General features: G+C 67.2%; 19 protein-coding genes and 3 pseudogenes. 7 read left to right on the plus strand and 15 right to left on the minus strand.

The features are described 5' to 3' along the window. From O3Q52_RS27880 to O3Q52_RS27890, 3 genes are all read right to left on the minus strand, one after another. A partial coding sequence (locus tag O3Q52_RS27880; RefSeq protein ID WP_269651466.1) for a MerR family transcriptional regulator occupies window positions 1-626 on the minus strand: 626 nt, incomplete at its 3' end. Between the two features lie 581 nt (window positions 627-1,207). Beyond that, window positions 1,208-2,326 carry an acyl-CoA desaturase gene (locus tag O3Q52_RS27885; RefSeq protein WP_269651467.1) on the minus strand — a complete coding sequence of 373 codons (1,119 nt, stop codon included), beginning with the start codon at window positions 2,324-2,326 and terminating at the stop codon, window positions 1,208-1,210. A gap of 7 nt (window positions 2,327-2,333) precedes the next feature. Beyond that, on the minus strand, window positions 2,334-3,392 hold the full coding sequence (locus O3Q52_RS27890; protein WP_269651468.1) for a ferredoxin reductase: 1,059 nt from the start codon (window positions 3,390-3,392) through the stop codon (window positions 2,334-2,336). An 86-nt stretch (window positions 3,393-3,478) separates the two neighbouring features. Between O3Q52_RS27890 and O3Q52_RS27895 the strand changes: the two genes are divergently transcribed. From O3Q52_RS27895 to O3Q52_RS27905, 3 genes and pseudogenes are all read left to right on the plus strand, one after another. Continuing rightward, on the plus strand, window positions 3,479-4,618 hold the full coding sequence (locus tag O3Q52_RS27895; RefSeq protein ID WP_269651469.1) for a CdaR family transcriptional regulator: 1,140 nt from the start codon (window positions 3,479-3,481) through the stop codon (window positions 4,616-4,618). A 484-nt stretch (window positions 4,619-5,102) separates the two neighbouring features. Beyond that, a complete protein-coding gene (locus O3Q52_RS27900) occupies window positions 5,103-5,441 on the plus strand; it encodes a co-chaperone YbbN (RefSeq protein WP_269651470.1) in 339 nt (112 codons plus the stop codon). A gap of 405 nt (window positions 5,442-5,846) precedes the next feature. Next, window positions 5,847-5,987 (plus strand): annotated as a pseudogene (locus O3Q52_RS27905) (IS5/IS1182 family transposase); the annotation flags it as partial. 193 nt (window positions 5,988-6,180) lie between these two features. Here the strand turns inward: O3Q52_RS27905 and O3Q52_RS27910 are convergent. From O3Q52_RS27910 to O3Q52_RS27935, 6 genes are all read right to left on the minus strand, one after another. Next, complete coding sequence (locus O3Q52_RS27910) at window positions 6,181-7,023, minus strand: alpha/beta fold hydrolase (RefSeq protein WP_269651471.1); 843 nt, start codon at window positions 7,021-7,023, stop codon at window positions 6,181-6,183. Between the two features lie 64 nt (window positions 7,024-7,087). After that, on the minus strand, window positions 7,088-8,428 hold the full coding sequence (locus O3Q52_RS27915; protein WP_269651472.1) for a glutaminase: 1,341 nt from the start codon (window positions 8,426-8,428) through the stop codon (window positions 7,088-7,090). A 27-nt stretch (window positions 8,429-8,455) separates the two neighbouring features. Then, window positions 8,456-8,848, minus strand: a complete 393-nt coding sequence (locus O3Q52_RS27920) for a GNAT family N-acetyltransferase (protein WP_269651473.1) — start codon at window positions 8,846-8,848, stop codon at window positions 8,456-8,458. A gap of 76 nt (window positions 8,849-8,924) precedes the next feature. Beyond that, complete coding sequence (locus O3Q52_RS27925) at window positions 8,925-9,593, minus strand: NADPH-dependent F420 reductase (protein WP_269651474.1); 669 nt, start codon at window positions 9,591-9,593, stop codon at window positions 8,925-8,927. Continuing rightward, window positions 9,590-10,660, minus strand: a complete 1,071-nt coding sequence (locus tag O3Q52_RS27930; protein WP_269651483.1) for an LLM class flavin-dependent oxidoreductase — start codon at window positions 10,658-10,660, stop codon at window positions 9,590-9,592. Before O3Q52_RS27930 ends, O3Q52_RS27925 begins: the two co-directional genes overlap by 4 nt. 638 nt (window positions 10,661-11,298) lie before the next feature. Further along, window positions 11,299-12,243, minus strand: coding sequence for an AraC family transcriptional regulator (locus tag O3Q52_RS27935; protein WP_269651475.1), 945 nt, complete (start codon window positions 12,241-12,243; stop codon window positions 11,299-11,301). A gap of 125 nt (window positions 12,244-12,368) precedes the next feature. On the opposite strand from O3Q52_RS27935, the gene O3Q52_RS27940 reads away from it, so the two are divergent. Continuing rightward, entirely contained in the window at window positions 12,369-13,142 is a 774-nt protein-coding gene (locus O3Q52_RS27940) for an SDR family NAD(P)-dependent oxidoreductase (RefSeq protein WP_269651476.1), read from the plus strand. A gap of 411 nt (window positions 13,143-13,553) precedes the next feature. Here the strand turns inward: O3Q52_RS27940 and O3Q52_RS27945 are convergent, their stop codons facing one another. Beyond that, window positions 13,554-14,021: a MarR family winged helix-turn-helix transcriptional regulator gene (locus O3Q52_RS27945; protein WP_269651477.1), complete on the minus strand. Its 468-nt coding sequence runs from the start codon at window positions 14,019-14,021 to the stop codon at window positions 13,554-13,556. 380 nt (window positions 14,022-14,401) lie between these two features. Here O3Q52_RS27945 and O3Q52_RS27950 point away from each other — a divergent pair, with 380 nt between their 5' ends. Then, window positions 14,402-14,710, plus strand: a complete 309-nt coding sequence (locus O3Q52_RS27950) for a GNAT family N-acetyltransferase (RefSeq protein WP_269651478.1) — start codon at window positions 14,402-14,404, stop codon at window positions 14,708-14,710. 31 nt (window positions 14,711-14,741) lie between these two features. Next, the gene (locus O3Q52_RS27955; protein ID WP_269651479.1) at window positions 14,742-15,152 is read left to right on the plus strand and encodes a (4Fe-4S)-binding protein; all 411 of its coding nucleotides are present in this window, start codon (window positions 14,742-14,744) and stop codon (window positions 15,150-15,152) included. An 801-nt stretch (window positions 15,153-15,953) separates the two neighbouring features. Here O3Q52_RS27955 and O3Q52_RS27960 read toward each other — a convergent pair. Further along, the gene (locus O3Q52_RS27960; protein WP_269651484.1) at window positions 15,954-16,136 is read right to left on the minus strand and encodes a hypothetical protein; all 183 of its coding nucleotides are present in this window, start codon (window positions 16,134-16,136) and stop codon (window positions 15,954-15,956) included. On the opposite strand from O3Q52_RS27960, the pseudogene O3Q52_RS27965 reads away from it, so the two are divergent. Then, window positions 16,050-16,311 (plus strand): annotated as a pseudogene (locus tag O3Q52_RS27965) (thiamine pyrophosphate-binding protein); the annotation flags it as partial. The gene O3Q52_RS27960 and the pseudogene O3Q52_RS27965 sit on opposite strands and share 87 nt — an antisense overlap. A 313-nt stretch (window positions 16,312-16,624) precedes the next feature. On the opposite strand, the gene O3Q52_RS27975 reads toward O3Q52_RS27965, so the two are convergent. The 4 genes and pseudogenes from O3Q52_RS27975 to O3Q52_RS27990 all read right to left on the minus strand — a co-directional run. Then, window positions 16,625-17,248: a hypothetical protein gene (locus tag O3Q52_RS27975; protein ID WP_269651480.1), complete on the minus strand. Its 624-nt coding sequence runs from the start codon at window positions 17,246-17,248 to the stop codon at window positions 16,625-16,627. A 359-nt stretch (window positions 17,249-17,607) separates the two neighbouring features. Next, on the minus strand, window positions 17,608-17,979 hold the full coding sequence (locus O3Q52_RS27980; protein WP_269651481.1) for a hypothetical protein: 372 nt from the start codon (window positions 17,977-17,979) through the stop codon (window positions 17,608-17,610). Continuing rightward, the gene (locus O3Q52_RS27985) at window positions 17,942-18,271 is read right to left on the minus strand and encodes a hypothetical protein (RefSeq protein ID WP_269651482.1); all 330 of its coding nucleotides are present in this window, start codon (window positions 18,269-18,271) and stop codon (window positions 17,942-17,944) included. Before O3Q52_RS27985 ends, O3Q52_RS27980 begins: the two co-directional genes overlap by 38 nt. Window positions 18,272-18,368: 97 nt before the next feature. Beyond that, a pseudogene (locus tag O3Q52_RS27990) lies at window positions 18,369-18,500 on the minus strand (RNA-guided endonuclease TnpB family protein); the annotation flags it as partial.

Below are 18,500 nucleotides of genomic sequence, written 5' to 3' on the forward strand. Positions count from 1 at the left end.
TCGGCGGCGTAGTGGGCCATACGGTGCACGCTGGCGCGCAGAGCCGGATTCCTGACGAGCTCGCCCAGTTCGAGCCAGGCGTTGACCTGCTCGTCGGTGGGATCGGCGGGCAGGTCGGGAGTGGCCGCCAGCAGGCCCCGTCGGTAGGTGGGTACGTCCAGTTCTCCCAGGGTGTCGGTGACGAAGTCCTGGATGATGGCACGGCGTTCGGCGGCGGACATGCGCGCCAGCTCGGTCATGGTGGTGAGCCCCTCGGCAGTGGTGTTGCGGCGGATGACGGAGCGCAGCACCGCCTGCTGCGTTCGCAGCGTGCGGATCTGCTCCTCCAGCGCGTCGATGTGCGTCGCGGCCACCTCTGACAGGGTGCTCTCGCGCTCCAGTACGTCCCGGATCGTCGCCAGCCCCAGGCCCAGCCCTCGCAGTGTCTGCGCCAGTTGCAGCCGGGCCAGTTCCTCGGTGCCGTACAGCCGGTAGCCGGCCGGAGTCCGACGCGCCGGGTGAACGACCCCGGCGTCCGACCAGTGCCGGATCAGCTTCACCGACAGCCCGGTCTTCCGAGCGAGCTCCCCGATACTCCAGAGCGTGTTGTCACCGACGTGCATGCGCTCCACCCTTGGGTCTCCCATGGAGGGAGAGTCAACAGGCACCTGGTTTCCACCGGCCCTCGTGCAACGGGCTGTCCGGTCAGTCGACGAGGTACTGCGCGAAGCGGTGAGCCCACCGTTCCGCGCTGCCCGTTGGAGCGCGCGCCACAGGAAATGCGGGTGCCATCCGGGTGCCGTGCCGTGCCGTGAGCGCAGCGCCACCTGGCCGCCGTCGACGGACAGAGCGGCCCGAAATCCGTCCCACTTGGGCTCACCCGCCCACCCCGGCAGCAGCGCAGGGTCGGACACAGGGGCGGCGAGCATCGGTTGCGGCGGTGTCCGCGTCACAGCCCGTGCCTTCCACCCAGCCCGCGCGTCGGTAGACCGAGTGCGCGTACGCACCCGACTACCGGCCCGACCACGGCAGGTCAGCGCACTACAACGCCTCGCCGGGGGCTGTGTGCTGAGCTCCTGGCGAGGCGTTCAGGCAGAGCAGCCGGATACCGGGCTGCCCGGACTCCCGTGTCGTCCGGTCTGATGCCGCGGCCGCCCACCGGCAACGGATCTCACCGAACCCGGCGGTGCCGCCGATACGGCCGAAAGATCTGAACCAATACCGGGAATCAGGCCGCGACGAGCTCCTTCTCGCGGTCCGGCGTTTTGACCTTGGGCTTCTTGTTCGGCAGAGAGAGCCGGAAGACCTTGTGCCACGCGGAGAACACCTGCTTGGGCAGCGGGCCGGTGACGTACTCCAGCTCGTACTTCTCGAACAGCGCGCGCACCTTCACCGCGACCTCGGCGTACCGGTTGCTCGGCAGGTCCGGGAACAGGTGGTGCTCGATCTGGTGCGACAGGTTGCCGCTCATGAAGTGCATGGCCTTGCTGCCGCTGATGTTCGCCGAGCCCATCATCTGGCGCAGGTACCACTGGCCGCGCGTCTCGCCCTTGATCGACCGGCGCTCGAAGACCTGCACGCCCTCGGGGAAGTGCCCGCACATGATCACCGAGTGGGTCCAGACGTTGCGGACCAGGTTCGCGGTGAACGTGGCGGCGAGCGTGGGGAGGAACGACGGGCCCGACAGCAGCGGGTGGATCACGTAGTCCTTGAGCACCTGCTTGCGGATCTTGCGGCCCACGGCCTTGGCCCGCGCGCGGAACTCCGGGTTCTTGCGGCGGCGCTTGTTCAGGTTCTTGCCGAGTTCCAGGTCGTACGCTGCGATGCCGTACTCGAAGAAGCAGGCGTTGATGAAGTTCCACAGCGGCTGGCCGAGGTGGAACGGGTGCCACCTCTGGTCCTCGTCGACGCGCATGATGCCGTAGCCGAGGTCGTTGTCCTTGCCGATCACGTTGGTGTACGTGTGGTGCAGCTCGTTGTGCGAGTGCTTCCACTGCTCGGACGGCGAGACGTGATCCCACTCCCAGGTGGTGGAGTGGATCTTCGGGTCCCGCATCCAGTCCCACTGGCCGTGCAGGATGTTGTGGCCGATCTCCATGTTGTCCATGATCTTCGCCACGGACAGCCCGGCGGTGCCGATCAGCCATGCGGGCGGGAAGATCGAGAACAGCAGCACGCCCCTGCTGACCAGCTCGAGCTTGCGCTGCGCCGAGATGACCTTGCGGATGTAGGCGGCGTCCTTCTCGCCGCGGTCGGCGATCACCTCGTCGCGGATCGCGTCGAGCTCGCGGCCGAGCTCCTCGATCTGCTCCGCGGTCAGGTGGGCGGTGGGGTCGATGGCGGTCAAGGTGCTCCTACCGTTCGATGTCGCAGGGGCCCGCCGCGGCGGACACGCAGGTCTGGATGAGGACGCCCGGCTCGGCCTCGGTGATCTCGCCGGTGCGCAGGTCGCGGACGGCGCCCGCCTTGAGCGGTGTGACGCAGCCGAAGCAGATGCCCATGCGGCACCCGGAGGGCATGAGCACGCCGGCCTCCTCGCCGACGTCCAGCAACGGCGTGGCGCCGTCCGCGTCGACGGTCTTGCCGGTGGTGCTGAACGTGACCTCGCCCCCACCGTCGCCGGCGACCACGATGCTGGGGCGGAAGCGTTCGGTGTGCAGGCGCTCTTGGACGCCGTGCCTGGTCCAGTGCTCTTCGGCGGCGTCGAGCAGGCCCGCGGGCCCGCAGGCCCAGGTCTCGCGCTCGGCCCAGTCGGGCACGAGTTCGTCGAGACGGGCGATGTCGAGCATGCCGTCGGTGTCGGTGTGCACCTCGGTGAGCCGCAGCTTCTTGTCCGCGACCAGGTCGTGCAGATCGTCGCGGAAGATCACGTCTTGCGGCTTTGGCGCGCAGTGGACCATGACGACGTCGTCGAACTCGGTGTCGCGCAGCATGCCCATCACGGGCGTGATGCCACTGCCGGCCGTCAGGTAGAGCACCTTGGCGGGCTTGGCCTGCGGCAGCACGAAGTCACCGGTCGCCTGGTCGAGCTGGATCAGCGTGCCCGGCTTCGCCCTGCGGACCAGGTGGTTGCTGACCTTGCCGTCCGGGATCGCCTTCACGGTGATCGTGACGCGGCCGTCCTGACGGTCTGTCGGTGAGGTGAGCGAATAGGCACGCCACAGGCGCACCCCGTCGACGTCGACCCCGATCCGCACGTACTGACCGGCTGTGTGGCCGCGCCAGCCCCGTCCCGGCCTGATCACGATGGTCGCGGCGTCACCCGTCTCGGGGCGCACGGCCTCGATGCGCCCACGCAGGTCGGCGCCCGCACGCAGCGGGCTGACCAGGTCGAGGTAGTCCGACGGCAGCAGCGGCGTCGTGACCATCTCCAGCAGTTTCCACGCCCTGCTGCGGAGGGCTGTACTCGTCATGACTCCAGCTTGCTGCGCCTCAAGGTGTAAAGTCCTGACCGTAGGACGTAAATCTGGTCGGCCGAATTGTTCGCAGGGAACAAAACGTGAGTCATGCTATCCGGAGGGCCAGCGAACTGGCCCTGGATGAGACGACGGTCACCGCACTGCGGGCCGCGCTGAAGACCACCGCCGACGAGGTCGTCCAGGCGATCATCGACGAGGTCCCTCCCTACGCCAACGCCCTTTCGGGCCGTATGGGCGGCACCATACGCCGAGCCGTCCGCACCGCCCTGGGGCACTACCTGGACCTCGCGAGCGGGAACGCCACAGGCGGCGACGCCGGTGACGCGGCCTACGAGCTGGGCCGCGGCGAGGTCCGGGACGGCCGTTCGATGGACGCCCTGCTCAGCGCCTATCGCGTCGGCGCCCGCGTGGCCTGGCGATGCCTGGCGGCGGGTGCCGTACCCGCAGGTCTGCCCGCCGCCGAGGTCGCCAAGTTCGCCGAGCTGACCTTCGCCTACATCGACGAGCTCTCCGCGGCGAGCGCCGCGGGCCACGCCGACGAACTGGCCGCCCGGGGCAGGGACCACGAGCGCCACCTGGAACACCTGGCCCGCGACCTCCTCGCCGGCGCGAACCCGGACGTGCTGCTGGCCTCTGCTCAACGGGCCGGGTGGCAGCCTCCGGTTTCGCTGACCGCCGTCCTGCTGCCCGCCGCCCAGGCCCGGCCTGCCTACCGCACGCTCGACCCGAGCACCCTCGTCCTCGACGATCTGCCGGACGCCCTCGGCGCGCTGCTCGTCCCCGATGCCGACCGATCACATCTCTTGCGGCAGCTGACCGACCGCACCGCCGTGGTCGGCCCGGCCCGGCCATGGACTCGTGCGTCCGCCTCGTACGCACGAGCCGTACGCGCGCGCTCCCTCTCCTCTGATTTCCGCGACACCGAGGACCACCTGCCCGAGCTGGTGCTGAGCGCCGACGTGGACGCGTTCGCAGACCTGCGTGCCCGAGCCCTCGCACCGTTGCGGACCTTGCCTGACGCGACCGCGCGGCGGCTGGAGGAGACGTTGCGGGCGTGGCTGCTGCACCAGGGCAGGCGGGAGGAGGTGGCGGCGGCGTTGTTCGTCCATCCCCAGACCGTCCGGTACCGGATGTCGCAGCTGCGGGAGCTGTTTCCGGACCTCGCATCGCCGCACCGGGTCCTTGAACTGACGCTGGCGGTCGGTCTTCGGGTCAGCTGACGCGTTCTTCGACCGTCCACGACCGCGCCCGCGAGCGGTCCAGGAATCGCGCCTCGACCAGACAAGGCTTCGGGAAGCCCGTCGGGGGCGCTGTCTCTGAGAAGCGCGGTGGCGGATACAGCTCGACTGGATCCGGTGGACGATGCGCACCGGCCCGCTCGTCGACGCGCTCATCGAGCATCTGGTTAGCGATCTGGGCTGCTATCTCCTGGAAAACAGCTTTCATGTCGTCGTGGAGGGCGCTGTCGTGGCACGAGCTGACCCATGGGCGCGCGGCGGGCTGCAACTGGGTGACCGGCGGGGTGGCAAGGCCGGGTCACCAGGAACGGGGGGCCGGGCCGCTCGCGCCGGGGAGCACCCTGGTTCTGCGACGGCCCCGTGCCTCCCTTCCGACAGGTCAGCCGGACGACCGACCGGGCCGGCCTGGCACACCGCGCGAGGGATGATGGGGATGGAATGACGGAACGTGAGGTCAGGAGCTTCCATGGCGAAGAGGGTTCACCAACCCCGTGAGGACGCGGAGTTCAGTTTCATCCTCGGGGTGAGCGGAGTTCCGGTCCTCGCCTACTTCACCGGGACATGGCCCAAGGCAATCGAGCCCTGCCGGGTGATGGACCTCGTCGTGGGTGGCATCGCTGACGACTACACGGGCCGCCTGACGGTCGTCCGCACGGACATCACGCGTTGTCCGGCCGCAACCGAGCGATACGGGATCACCGGAGCCCCGTCCTGTGTCCTGCTGAAGGAGGGGGAGGCGGTGGCGCACGGCACGGGGCCTATGACCGTCACCGAGGTACGGAAGTTCCTGGACGGCCACCTCTGAGCGTCCGCTGCGGTACATGGCCGCGACGCCTGTCACGTCTCGTCTATGTGAGCTGCGCCGCCTGAGACACCTTGGGACTGAGACACCCCCACAGGTCACATAACGCCGTCCAGGGCGGAGGCGTCCGGCAGTTGCGCGGTACTGGAGACGACCTCAGGAAACGCGGGAATGCGGGGTGTGAGTCACGCGTCCCTGCCACCCCATAACGGGGTGTCTGGACGGAGGAGCTCGGTCGACGCTGCGGGTCCTGTCGTGATCGTCCAAGCTCATACGCTTGACGCTGGCCCCGCGCGGTGCGGCAGGATGCGGAATGAGCAGTTGAACTGGGCTTCGGATCCGGCATGACCTGCTGGCGGCGGCTGCTTCATGGAACGTGGCCGGCGTCTGGGACCAACTGCACCAGCCGTCGTTGAGCGGACGATCTCCTGGCTGCATGGCTTCCGCCGCTTACGGATCCGCTGGGAGCGATGCGATGCCATCCACGAGGCCTTCCCCGGACTTGCCGTCTGCCTGATCACCCACCGGCACGTCCAGAGGCTTTGTTAGGGCCAGCTATCAGCGTCTCCAACGGCGCCTCTCGAACCCGGAGTAGCAGTCCCGTTGCGGAAGCGCGAAGGAGCCTGGGGGGCGTATGTGGCGCCTCGACATCGGTTCGGCGTCACATACGCCCCGTTGTCGGCTTCGACAGCGCGGTTCCGCGTCATGAGAAGCCGTCAGGGCAACAGTCAGTCATCCACCGTCACTTCGAGAGAAAGTCGCGCAGCGCGGTGTTGACCTCGTCGGCGTGGGTCCAGAGCAGGCCGTGCGGCGCTCCTTCGACCTCGACGTAGTCAGCCTCGGGGAGTGCCTTGTGGAATCGGCGCCCAGTGGCGTCGATCGGGAGGATGTTGTCCTTTGTTCCGTGCAGGATCAGTGCGGGCTTGCCGCTCGCGCGGACCGCCTCGACGTCGGCACGGAAGTCCTCGATCCATGCCGGTACCACAGCGTACGCAGCCACCGGAGCGCTGCTGATCGCGACGTTCCAGCTACCGGTCACGACCTCCTCGCTGATACGAGTGCCGAGGTTCTCGTCGAGGTTGTAGAAGTCCGCGTAGAACTGCTTGTACCAGGCGTACCGATCCGCCTTTGCGGTCGCGGCGATGTTGTCGAAGACCTCCTGCGGCACCCCGTCGGGGTTGTCGTCGCGGGCGACGAGAAACGGCTCGAGCGAGGCGAGGAAGGCGAGCTTCGCGACACGCTCATGACCGTAGCGACTCACGTAGCGGGCGAGTTCGCCGGTGCCCATCGAGAAACCCACAAGGACGACGTCCTGCAGGTTGAGCGTCTCAAGGACCGTGTTCAGGTCGGCGGCGAAGGTGTCGTAGTCGTAACCGGAGTTCACCTTCGACGACTGGCCGAAACCACGACGGTCATAGGTGATGACCCGATACCCCTGGGCCAACAGCTCGCGCGTCTGACGTTCCCAGCTGTGCCCGTTCAGTGGGTAGCCGTGGATCAGGACGACCGGCTGCCCGGAACCCTGATCCTCGTAGTAGAGCTCGACCGGCGTACTGTTCTCCGTGCCGACGGTGATGTAGCCCATGATTTCTTTCCCTTCTGGCCGACGAAACGAACTCCGGCCCATATCTGTGTGTGAGAACTTCGTGTTACCGGAGGCGGGTCAGAGGATTCGCCGTTCCGCATCCGGCTGGCTCCTGTGCTGAGCCCCGTGTCGGAAGCACAGCTTGATCCACGGTGCCTACGACTGTGACTCGGCCGCCATCGCCGGGATCGGGATCGGGCATGATCGATTCCGGGTCGACGAGGTAGACCTCGTGACCACTCAGTGTCAGCCGGCGTGCGACCTCCAGCAACACGCGCCGTGCCACGTCGTCGATCGAATAGACCCTTGTCAGATCCAAAGCCACCCTGACGTCCGAAGGTGAAATGTCCATGGCTTCCTGAACAACTCTCTCGGCTCCGGCAAAGCCGATGCCGCCTTGCAGTTGTAGGACCCGGAGCGCGTTCGGTCCGCTGCCAACGACATGGTGGGACCGCACGACGGCACGCGCAGCGGCGGGGACCTCCATCACATGCAGACCCATGTCTGACGAGAATCGTTCGAACAGTGACACCCCTCGAACGCTGTTCCCGTGAACATCCAGTCGTGGTGAGAACGTGGCAATTCCGATCTGTCCGGGGAGCGCGCCGATCAGGCCCCCGGCCACCCCGCTCTTTGCCGGAATACCGACCTGGGTCGCCCAGTCACCAGCGGCGTCGTACATTCCACAGCTGAACATGACGCTCAGGACCTGACGAACCACCGGTTCCGGCACCACCTGCTCACCCGAGAGAGGGTTTATCCCACGGTTGGCCAACGTCGCGGCCATCATGGCCAGATCTCGCGTGGTGACGAGCACGGAACACTGGCGGGTGTAGCCGTCCACGATGGCCCTTGGGTCCTTGGTGAGGATGTTGTGACTGCGGAGCATGTGGGCAATGGCGAGGTTGCGGTGCGCGTGCTCCATCTCTGAGGCACATACCGCCTCATCCATCTTCAGTCGACGACCGGCGAACGCCGAGAGGCCGTGGAGCACGCGTTCCACACGCTCTGTCGGATTCAGGTCCTCTGCGCCGGCCAGTGAGTGTACGGTGATCGCGCCGGCGTTGATCATGGGATTGAGGGGGCGCCCCGTATCGCTTTCGAGAGAGATCTCGTTGAACGCCTCTCCGGACGGCTCGACACCGACTTTGGCGAGCACAGGGTCGAATCCGCGATCAGACAGGGCCAACGCATATATGAACGGCTTGGAGATCGATTGGATTGTGAACTCGATATCGATGTTTCCGGCACCGTAGACCTCTCCATCGATCATGGCAAAGGCCGCACCGAGGCGCTCGGGGTCCGCTGCTGCGAGCTCAGGGATGTAGCCCGCCGGCTCTCCGGACGTGTCCGACTCCACATCTCCGAGCACCTCGGCAAGATAGTCCGGAATTATTGGCCGCATTCGTCCCCCCATGCGTAACTGCAATATTCACGCTTCACCGAGCGTGGCGCGCGTGATTATTCCTATGTCGTCAGGTATTGGCTTTCGGAACACGCCGCCACTCGCGGTAAATTTTTCGCTATGTATCCGCAGATGACGGGCGAACATCGGACACAAGGGTACGACGGTGGCATTTTCGCGAATGCTCTCAGTGAGTGCCGTGCTCACCAGAAGCTCAACCAGGTCACGTCCACCGAAATCCTGGCACACCTCGGTATGGAAAAATATCCGCTCTTCGCGTACATCGGATATGACGACGAAGTCGGCCGTGCCTAGGGGTATTTTGTCGGCGCGTTTGATGGTGTAGGAGCTGATCGGGCTTGTGAGATCGAGCTCGACTGTCATGGATGCACCGGTGTTGCCAGTCAATTCTTGGGTCATCTGACTGTCCTTCTTTGGAGAGTGTCACGGCGTGAGCTCAGTTCTCCAATTCGACCGTGGTGCTTCTGTTTTTCTGTTACGAGTGCTCAAAAAGTCTTGTCGGGGCAGGGGTGGCGGTAAGCGCGCGAAGCCGCTCGGCGTCGACATTGGCTCCGAAAGCGGGGGTTCCGGGTTCGAGCCGGATGCCCGCCGCGAGGTCGCCGATGGTGAGTGGGTCGAATCCGAGAGTGTCGATCAGCGCAGACGCGACGGCGAGATCCTCGGGCGAGTCACCGGCGATCGCGATGGCCTTGCGTCCGAGGTCGCCGACTGGGCGAGCCTCGTCCTCGAGGTCGTGGTAGCCCATGTGGTTGAGGGCTTTCACGACACGTGCGCCCGGCAGGAACCGCTGAACGACTTCGCTCGATGAGGTGTCGGTCGGGAGGATCGCGGCGCGGGGACCATCGACCTCCCACCAGTGGTTCATTGCGTCGATGACCAGCTTTCCTTCCAGCTGCGGAACCGGGAGGTTGCGGTGTTTGCCGAGCGGAAGAGCCAGGACCGCCACGTCGGCGGCATCCGCGGCCTGGGCCGGCCACACGGCGGTCGCTCCGGGGGTGAGGATTTTGGCGGTAAGCGCGATCTTGGAGGGGTCACCGGACCCGGAGATCAGGACTCGATAGCCGGCGGCGACCGCCAGGCGCGCCAGGACGGTGCCGACTTTCCCGGCTCCCAGGATCCCGATGGTGGTGACAGGGTTGGTCATCGCGCCGCTCCCGCCGTGGCGGTGGGCTGCTCGGTCAGAAGCTCGCGGACCCGAGGGATGACTTGGGTGCCGTACAGCTCGACCGAACGTAGACGTGCGGAGGCTGAAACGGTGCCGGCGGCGGAGTAGATCATGTCGAACCGGCCCGCGTTCAGTACCCGGATGGCATGGGCGATCTTGATCGCGACCGTCTCGGGCGAGCCGACATACAGCGATCCGCGGTCCACCTCGGCGTCGAATTCTTCCCGGCGGAGCGGCGGCCAGCCGCGCTGCGCCCCGATCCGGTCGCGGATCTCCTTGTGCCCAGGGTAGAAGAGTTCCTTGGCTTCTTCGTCGGTGGATGCGACGAAGCCAGGCGAATGCATTCCGATCGGCTGTGCGGTCGTGCCGAACTCCTCGCTGGCACGCTGGTACAGATCCACGTAGGGCGAGAACCGGCCGGGGGCGCCGCCGATGATTGCGAGCATGAGCCCGAAGCCGTATTGCGCGGTGCGGAGCACGGACTGCGGTGTCCCGCCAACCCCTACCCAGGTGTTGAGGCGTCCCGAATCGGTCTTCGGGTACACGTCCGCATTGTGCAGGGCGGCGCGCGTGGTGCCTTCCCAGGTGACCGGCCCCTCGTTCAGGAGACGGTGGAAAAGGTCGATCTTCTCCTCGAACAGCACCTCGTAGTCCTTCAGGTCGTACCCGAACAGGGGGAACGACTCGGTGAAGGAACCACGTCCGAGGATCACCTCGGCGCGGCCGTTGGAGAGCGCGTCGACCGTAGCGAACCGCTGGAACACGCGTACCGGGTCGTCCGAGGACAGCACTGTCACGCCCGAGGCGAGCCGGATGCGCTCCGTGGCCGTCGCGATGCCCGCCAGTACTGTCTCGGGGCTGGAGATCGCGTACTCGGATCGGTGGTGCTCGCCCAACGCAACAACGTCGATACCGACCTGGTCGGCAAGGATCGCTTCAGTCACTGCGGCGCGGATCGCCTGCGCGTGCGAGACGATCATGCCCTGGTCGTTTCGGGGCCGATCTCCGAAACTGTCGATGCCGAACTCGATTTGAGAGACATCCATCGTGTTCACGTCGTTCAGCGCTTTCGTTGTGTCGGGGTGTGGCGGTGCGTGGTTCGTGACGACCGGGCGGGACGTCCGTGCCGGCCGACCTGGCCTTCGATCTCCCGCCCGCTCATGAGGTGCAGGTATGACCTCCGCTCTTCAACCCGAGCAGCAGGACTCGTGCCGAAGTCCCCTTTGTCACCTACACCGCCTCCGCCTATCTAGTTGATATGTAAACATGACACCCTTCTGGTTGTCATGTCAACCAGGCTGCGGCGTGGCTGGTGCAGCTGTACGTCCGCGAACCGGTGCCCTGGTCCACAGCAGGGCCGACCGGGGCTTGGTCGGGCCCTTCGCCGACCGGGGGGCCAGTCCAGTGGTGATCGTGGACGTCTTCCGACTGGACGATGAGTCGCTCCACGATCGGCGAAGCCTCTGTGCGGTGGCTTCAACTGCCGGTTGTGCGCTGGTCGTCACCTCGGGCGAGATGTGACCCATGCTCTGCGCCGGGTGCGGGCACAGGGACGTGCCCGTGGGCTTCGTCGCGGAGCGGTATCGCGCTTTCGAACAGATCGAATGAGATGACCTCAACGGTCACGAGCTGGTCTCCCGACGCTCGTCACAACCTGGCGAACCCAGCAGCGGTCAGCCTCTGATCAGGTGTTTTTCCGGACGTACTCGGTGGGTGCCAGTCCGTAGCGTTGCTTGAAGGCGCGGCTGAAGTGGCTGCTGTCGGCGAACTGCCAGTGCGCGGCGACTTCCGAGACGGTCAGCCGAGCCGCCACCAGCGCCTGCCTGGCCGACTCCAAGCGTCGTTCCCGGATGTATGCGGTCACCGATTCCCCACCCGCCGCGAACGCGCGCTGCAAAGTACGTACGGAAACGTTCAGCTCCCGGGCCAGCATCGCCGACGAGAGATCGACGTCGGCGAGCCGCTCCTGCGCGAGGTTCTTCGCCGCCTGGGCAAGGGCCGGGGCAAGGCGGGTGTTCACGTCGTCGAAGCCGTGGTGCGTCACCGCGGTGACCAGCTCGACCAGTGTGTTCCGTGCGGCCTGGACACCGGCCGGGCTCAGACCGGGCAGCGTCTCCTCAACCATGTTGGCGTGCGCCACCAGGAGACGTACCTCGGCGGCGTCGGCGCGACCGGCGACTTCCCGGCCGCCGAGTGAAAGGGAGAAGGGAGCAGCGGGCAATACGATGCACTGCGCTCTCGTGTGGGGTGGGAGGGCGAAGTGATGCATCCGCGCGGCATGCCGGAGCAGGAAGTGTCCCGCCTCCACGGTGTGTTCCACAGTGTTTCGTCTGCTGCCCAGCGCCCAGGCTCCGCTGCGCACCAGCCACAGTCGTACCTGATCGGCGTCATGACTTGGTCCGTCCGCCGTCTGTGCTGCCGACACCCCGTCCACGCTGGTGATCGCCACGTCGCGCACCTTGGCGGCACGGAAGCGCAGCCGGAAGTCGGTCGTTGTCGCCGCGCTGAACCGGGGGAGGGGGAACCCGTCTCCGACATGGGTACGCCAGCTCCGCTCGAAGTCGTCCCGCCCGGTCGTGGCTGCACGGCGTGAGTCGAGTGAGAAAGATGCCGCCTTGTTGTCGTCCATCGTTCTACGAGTCTGCTTCCAGGATGTGTTTGTCGCCGATGTTCCGGTCGGTTGTCGCCCTGATGCATGCCTTGACTTCCGTGATCTTCCTAGTGTTCGAAGTACCCACAGATCAGGAGGACTTGGTGAACGACCAGAACAGCCGCGTGGCCGTGATCACCGGCGCCGGGGGCGGTCTAGGCGTCCATATCGCGCACCGCTTCGCCGCCGACGGATACACCACAGTACTGGTGGGTCGTACCGAATCGACCTTGCGTCAAGCTGTCGAGAGCGGTCCGGACGGGGGTGACATGCATCCATGGGTCGGCGATGTCTCCGACCTGACCGCCGTCACGGCACTCATGGAGGGGGTGGCCGAGCGGTTCGGGCACCTGGACGTCCTCGTCAACAACGCAGGGCTGGCGCAGCCGGGCACGGTGGAGAGCACCAGCGAGGCTGCCTATCGCGCCATGATGAGCGTGAACGTCGACGGCCCGTTCTTTGCCTCCCGCGCCGCCTTGCCCCACTTGCGCGCGGTGCGTGGGTGCATCATCAACATCGGATCGGTGGGCGGCGTGCGCGGTGACTGGACGCAGGCCGCCTACAACGCGACCAAGGGCGCGGTGGCCAATCTGACCAATGCGATGGCCCTCGACCACGGCCGGGAGATCCGGGTCAATGCGGTCCACCCCGGTGTGACGACCAGCAGCGAGCAGATCCGAACAGCGCTCGCCGAAGGCACGCCGCTGCGCGACCGGTTCGACGACCGCGTGCCCATGGGCCGGCCCGGGGATCCCGCCGAGGTGGCCGCTGTCGTGGCGTTCCTCGCCGGCGACGGTGCCTCGTACGTCAACGGCGCGCACATCGCCGTCGACGGCGGCCTGACCGCGTCGAACGGTCAGAGCAATCTCTTCCGCTGATGTGGCGCGACCACGGCTGACCGGAAGATGCCGAAGCGACAGAGCCGATGACGGACGACATGGAGATGAGCACGATGAGCCGACAGGACCCGGTCGAGCGACTCAGGGACGCGATCAACTCGCATGAAAAGAGCGGATCGAAACGGCGTGGGTGCGAGCGGCGAGAAACTGTCTCATCGGCCGGGACGTCGGCCATGGCCTCTGAGGGCCCTCGGCAAGAGGCGCCATCCGGCGCTTGAGGAGGCCCGTGGAACGCTTGGCCTGTCGGCCGACACTCTGGCCCCGGACGAGTGGCTCAGCAGTGAACGCGTCCGTCGTGAACTCGGCCCGCGGCCGCGCGCCGGGACGTCTCCGCCGGGCTGCTAGAGGGCTGCTGTCCCGTGATCCAGAGAGCTGCATCCTCTCGCCCGGTCAGTCCTGCTGCCGCTCCATGTGGTCCAGAACGCGCTTGCTGAGCCTGGCGAGTGTGCTGAGCTGGTTCGGCGTCAGGGCGTCGATGAACAGGCGGCGGACGTGCTCGACGTGCTGGGGTGCGGCCTCTTCGATCGCCTTGTAACCGGCTGGGGTGGCGACGATGAATGCTCCGCGTCCGTCGTCGGGGCATTCCTCCCTGGACACGAGACCGCGTTTCGCCATCCGCGTGACCTGATGGGACATCCGGCTCTTTTCCCACTCCACGAGTTTGGCCAGGTCCAAGAAGCGCATCCGCCCGGCGCCCCTTTCGGTGAGGCTGACGAGCACGAGGTAGTCGGCGGCGGACATTCCGGAGTCGGCCTGTATGCGGCGGGACAGCCGTCCGACGAGTTTCTCCTGCATGCGGATGAAGCTGTCCCAGGCGGCCTTCTCTTCCGGATCGAGCCAGCGCGGCGGTGCGTCCATGAGGGCAGTCTAACGAGATTGTTGACAGCTCATCCACTGGTGGTGGCGGCGACGTGACCCTCGGCGAGACCGCGTCCGTGGTGACCAAGACGCTTCGATGGGGACCCGGCCTTGGTGTGCGAGCGGGAGGTGCCGGGGCCGATGCGCGTCGGACGGGTGGAGAACGTACCGAAGTTGTCCGGTTCGAAGTCGAGGACAAGTGGTGCGAGCCGCGTCTCCGCAGGTCGAGTTCCAGGGCTTGTCGGCGGATTCCCGTGCATCGCGTGCTCGCTCCGTCGCCGGCGGTTAAGTTGATGCATCAACCTGATGGGGTTAGGGTGATGTCCCGGCCGGCGGGATTCTGCCGAGTTGAGCGGGGTCGGACCCCACAAGGAGGACACATGACGGTCGAAGTGAGCGACGTGCCTGAGGCGAAGCGCTACGAGGCCCGTGTCGATGGAGAGTCCAAGCCGGCGGGCGTCGCGGAATACATCCGTACGACGGAGCTCGTTGCGTTCGTGCACACCGAGGTCGAGGCGGAGTACGAGGGCGCGGGCGTCGGGTCCGGGCTGGCCCGCACAGCCCTTGACGAGGCGCGTGCCGCGAATCTGCGAGTGCTGGCCACCTGTCCCTTCTTCGCGGGTTGGATCAGCCGGCACCCCGAGTACCAGGACCTGCTGTACCAGTCCCGCAGCAAGGTCAGTGACTGAAAAGCCGAGCGTGGCGTCAATGGAGGCAGACATGAGCGGGGAATCCGAGCGGAAGACATATCGGGCGGAGTCGATCACGGTGACCTTCGAGGCCAGGCGCTGCCTCCATGCCGCCGAATGCGTCCATGGCCTGCCCGAGGTGTTCGACACGGCGAAGCGACCGTGGATCCAGCCGGATGAGTCCACGGCCGAGCGCCTGGCGGAAGTGGTGCGGCGCTGTCCCTCGGGTGCGCTCCAGTACGAACTCGTAGAGGGCGGGACGGAAACCCCCGACCGGCCCACCACGATCACCCGCAGTGCCACCGGGCAGCTGACCGTACGCGGGGAGCTGAGTGTGGACTCGCCGCAGGGCACACGCGCCGAGACCAGGGTCATGCTGTGCGGCTGTGGACAGAGCCGCCTCCAGCCGTACTGCGACCACGCGGGGTCCTGCGGTCGGTGACGCGGCCGTGCAGTTCTCCGGGTACGGCACCCCTGACCTGCTGCGCATCGTCGATGTTCCGTCACTCGCCGCGGACCCAGGGCGGGTACGGCTCGCGGTGCACGCCGCAGGCGTCAATCGGCGCCGCGGACACCGGAATCCAGATGCGCATGACCGAGCCGGGAGCGGGGTCCTGAAGCGCCCCGTGACCTCCTCGCCCTCATCGGGGCGGGACGACCGCACATGCTTGTCGCGGGTACCTGCTCCCTTGGCGAGGTTGCGGTGACACTGGCGGTGAGCCGGTCCGGGCATTGAGCGGCAAGCTCGTAGCACTCCCGGCGCAAGGTCACGACCTTTCGCGCGAGCAACGTGCGCCACGACCTGTTGCGGGGTCCCGTGGGTACGATGCGGCCGCCGCCCCAGCCGCCGCGGGCTCCCACACCAGAGACGTGGACGGCAGTGGCGATGAGGTCGTGGTCGAGAGTTGTGGAGCGGCGTCACACCCCTGCGCCGTGCGATCGCATACCGCAGCCCGTGCATGCGCAGTGAGATCTCCGCCCAGCCGGCCGAAGGGTCGGCGCGTCTGGCAGAGGTCCAGCCGTGCGCACTGGGAACGCGCCCCGGCTCTCCCCGCATGCGGTTGGGCCGAGTGCCCTGCCCGAGAGCCCGCGTCCGGCCACCGGGCCCGGCCCCTGTCGGCTGCGACGGCCTCGGCGGCGTCCTGAGGCCGGTCGGCCCGGAGCGACCGGTGAGCCGTCCTCGGCGGCGAGCCCCGGCGCCCCTGCTTTATGGTGGATGCATCAACTATATTGCTGTCGAGAGTCATGTGGGACAGGTGTGCAGCCCGAGGGGAGAAGTCCGGCGATGCGGAATCTGACCGTGGCCCAGCAGATGGTGGACGTTCTGCGCCAGGCGGGTGTGCAGCGGATCTACGGCGTGGTGGGTGACAGCCTGAACTCGGTGGTCGACGCGGTGCGTCGTACCGACGGCATCGAGTGGGTGCATGTACGGAACGAAGAGGCCGCCGCCTTCGCTGCGGCAGCGGAGGCGGCGGCTGACCGGCAGGCTCGCCGTGTGCGCCGGAAGCTGTGGCCCCGGAAATACCCATCTGATCCAGGGACTGTACGACGCGCACCGCTCCGGTGCGCCCGTGCTGGCACTCGCCTCGCACATCCCGTCCCATCAGCCTGCTCCAACCGCTCAAAGTCCGACCAGGACCCGGCTCATTGGTTGCCGCCCGCCCCCGGCGATGCGGTGCGCTCTCAGCACACCGCAGAGTGGGTGGGTACGAAGCTGCGCTGGACGTGGTCGCCGACGACACCGAACTCGTGGCCCTGCGGGACCTTGCGCTCGGCTGCCCGCTCGAGTCCGTGACGTACGAGCCGGCCCGATAGCCCCCTGCCCGTGTGGGCAGAGCGCGGCCTCGGCTGGACGGGGGAGTCCAGCCCAAGCCATGAGGAGGACGGCCCCGGCCCTTTCCGGGGGTCGTCCGGTCAGTACAGCTTGTTGACGGCCGTGGTCGTGGTCTTCTTGAAGGCGGTCACGGGCGCGTTCTTGAAGTCGCCCATCTGTCCCCACTGAACGACGGTCACGGTCCTGCCGTCCCGTCCGACCGACATCAGGGCGATGTCGGTGGCGCCCCGGGATGTCTCGGTGTGCAGGCCGCGGACGCGGGCGCCTTCCTCTACCGGCAGCTTGCCGTAGTCCCGGCCCTCGGCCTCGACGTCGGGCGAGGACTCCTCGATGCGGTCGGCGCAGGTGCGGATCAGGTCGTCGTAGTGCTTCGCCAGGGCCTTGGCCTGGGCGGCTGTGCCCGTCACGACGGTCAACTGCACGGCGCCGGTGTCCAGGTCGGTCCGGAACTCCCGGTGCCGGTAGTCGTAGTCGAGCACGCCCTCCGTGCTCACGCAGAGGCCCAGTGCCTCCGGGAACCCCTCGGTGACCGGCCCGGCGGTCCAGGACGACGTCGGGTGCGGCGGCAGCTGAGACGCCGAGAGGAACTTCGGCACGGCGGCCTTCGGCGCGGCGCCTGCGGCCGGTGCCGTGAGGACCGTGCCCGCCGCGAGGGCGGCGACGGTGAGTGCGGTCAGAGCGCTCGTTCGGATGCGCATGGACATGAGGGTTCCCCCGTGGATGAGTGCATGGACGTGGATGCCCCGGCGAGGCCGGCTGGTCAGCCCGGACCTGGCCGGTGCGGCACCAAGAGCATCAGCCGTCACAACGGCCGAGCGCAACAACTCACGGCCGATCGAGCACGGTGGAACCATCCCAGCCCGTCTGACCTGCAGGTACATGGGGTGCCTGGGATGCGGTCCCGGGCCGGTGACGTCGGGATGCGCAGTGAGGCCGTCCCGACTGGCACCGGTCATCTATGCCGAGGCCGTGAGAGCGAGAGGCTGAGTCCGTGCCGGTTCCGTCACGCGGCACGGACCCAGTCCGAACCCATCCGGCTTCCCGGCGGGGCTTCCCGACGTCCTTACGGAGCGGTGTCACGCCTGTGGGCGATGACAGCCGGCGGGTTCAGCAGGACGCCCGGCTTGGCGATCGCGGGGCGAGTGACCGGGATGCCGTTCAGGGTCTGCATGGCACGGGCCCGGCCCTGCAGAGCGTGAAGCCGGCCGAGCAGACGCCGGGCGGCCTCGACCTGGTCGTGTGGGGCACGCTGCTGGAGCAGGACAGTGAGGTGCAGCTCAAGGTCGTCGATCTCGTACTCGTACAGCGGGACCGTGACCTGACCGGTGACGGTGGCCGTGCCGATCCGCTGGTACTGGCGGGCGATGGACAGTGACTTGGAGCATTCCTTCCGTAACTCACGGGCCTGCGGTACACGGCGCGCCGCCGGTGCCACCCCCTCCACCGGCTCTCGGCGTAGGTGTGGCCACGGCGACGCCCCCAGGTTGCGTCGCGGCGAAGGCGCCCAGGACGCGCCACAGTTCAGGTCGGGGCGGGACGTAGCCCATGACGAGGGGGACCTGCCAGGAGCGGTCGATCTCTTCGAGGGCCTGGGGACGTATCGCGGGAGTCGGCCGCTGCAGCTCCAGGTCCTCGCGCTCCATCGGCCGGCCGAAGACCGTGAAGACGTCCCCTTCTTGCCACGTGACGGGGATGCCCCGGCCGTAGCCGCCCGCCGGGGCCTGCACCGCTTGCCATCAACCGGGCGTCCTCGGCGGCCGCGAGCAGCTGGCGCAACCGGACGGGATCAGAGTTGACGCTCTCCCCCCTGAAGGGGGGAGATTCTTACGGCTCGCGCCGTGAGACTTCCTGTTTCATCGCCGACTGCCCGCCCGGAGTACTCCGTTGAGGTCTTACACCAGCTCCACAGGCTGCAACCGCCCGTCCGGCGGCCAGAAGGTTCTTCGCTGCGTTCAC

The sequence above is a fragment of the Streptomyces sp. ActVer genome, from assembly GCF_027270795.1.
GTDB classification, from domain to species: Bacteria; Actinomycetota; Actinomycetes; order Streptomycetales; family Streptomycetaceae; genus Streptomyces; species Streptomyces umbrinus_A.

Coding starts and splice junctions, on each gene's coding strand:
- O3Q52_RS27935 (WP_269651475.1), bottom strand. CDS start 12,243: ATGGACGACAACAAGGCGGCATCTTTCTCACTCGACTCACGCCGTGCA.
- O3Q52_RS27930 (WP_269651483.1), bottom strand. CDS start 10,660: ATGGATGTCTCTCAAATCGAGTTCGGCATCGACAGTTTCGGAGATCGG.
- O3Q52_RS27900 (WP_269651470.1), top strand. CDS start 5,103: ATGGCGAAGAGGGTTCACCAACCCCGTGAGGACGCGGAGTTCAGTTTC.
- O3Q52_RS27945 (WP_269651477.1), bottom strand. CDS start 14,021: ATGGACGCACCGCCGCGCTGGCTCGATCCGGAAGAGAAGGCCGCCTGG.
- O3Q52_RS27950 (WP_269651478.1), top strand. CDS start 14,402: ATGACGGTCGAAGTGAGCGACGTGCCTGAGGCGAAGCGCTACGAGGCC.
- O3Q52_RS27925 (WP_269651474.1), bottom strand. CDS start 9,593: ATGACCAACCCTGTCACCACCATCGGGATCCTGGGAGCCGGGAAAGTC.
- O3Q52_RS27890 (WP_269651468.1), bottom strand. CDS start 3,392: ATGACGAGTACAGCCCTCCGCAGCAGGGCGTGGAAACTGCTGGAGATG.
- O3Q52_RS27960 (WP_269651484.1), bottom strand. CDS start 16,136: ATGCACCCACTCGATGCCGTCGGTACGACGCACCGCGTCGACCACCGA.
- O3Q52_RS27975 (WP_269651480.1), bottom strand. CDS start 17,248: ATGTCCATGCGCATCCGAACGAGCGCTCTGACCGCACTCACCGTCGCC.
- O3Q52_RS27920 (WP_269651473.1), bottom strand. CDS start 8,848: ATGACCCAAGAATTGACTGGCAACACCGGTGCATCCATGACAGTCGAG.
- O3Q52_RS27955 (WP_269651479.1), top strand. CDS start 14,742: ATGAGCGGGGAATCCGAGCGGAAGACATATCGGGCGGAGTCGATCACG.
- O3Q52_RS27915 (WP_269651472.1), bottom strand. CDS start 8,428: ATGCGGCCAATAATTCCGGACTATCTTGCCGAGGTGCTCGGAGATGTG.
- O3Q52_RS27910 (WP_269651471.1), bottom strand. CDS start 7,023: ATGGGCTACATCACCGTCGGCACGGAGAACAGTACGCCGGTCGAGCTC.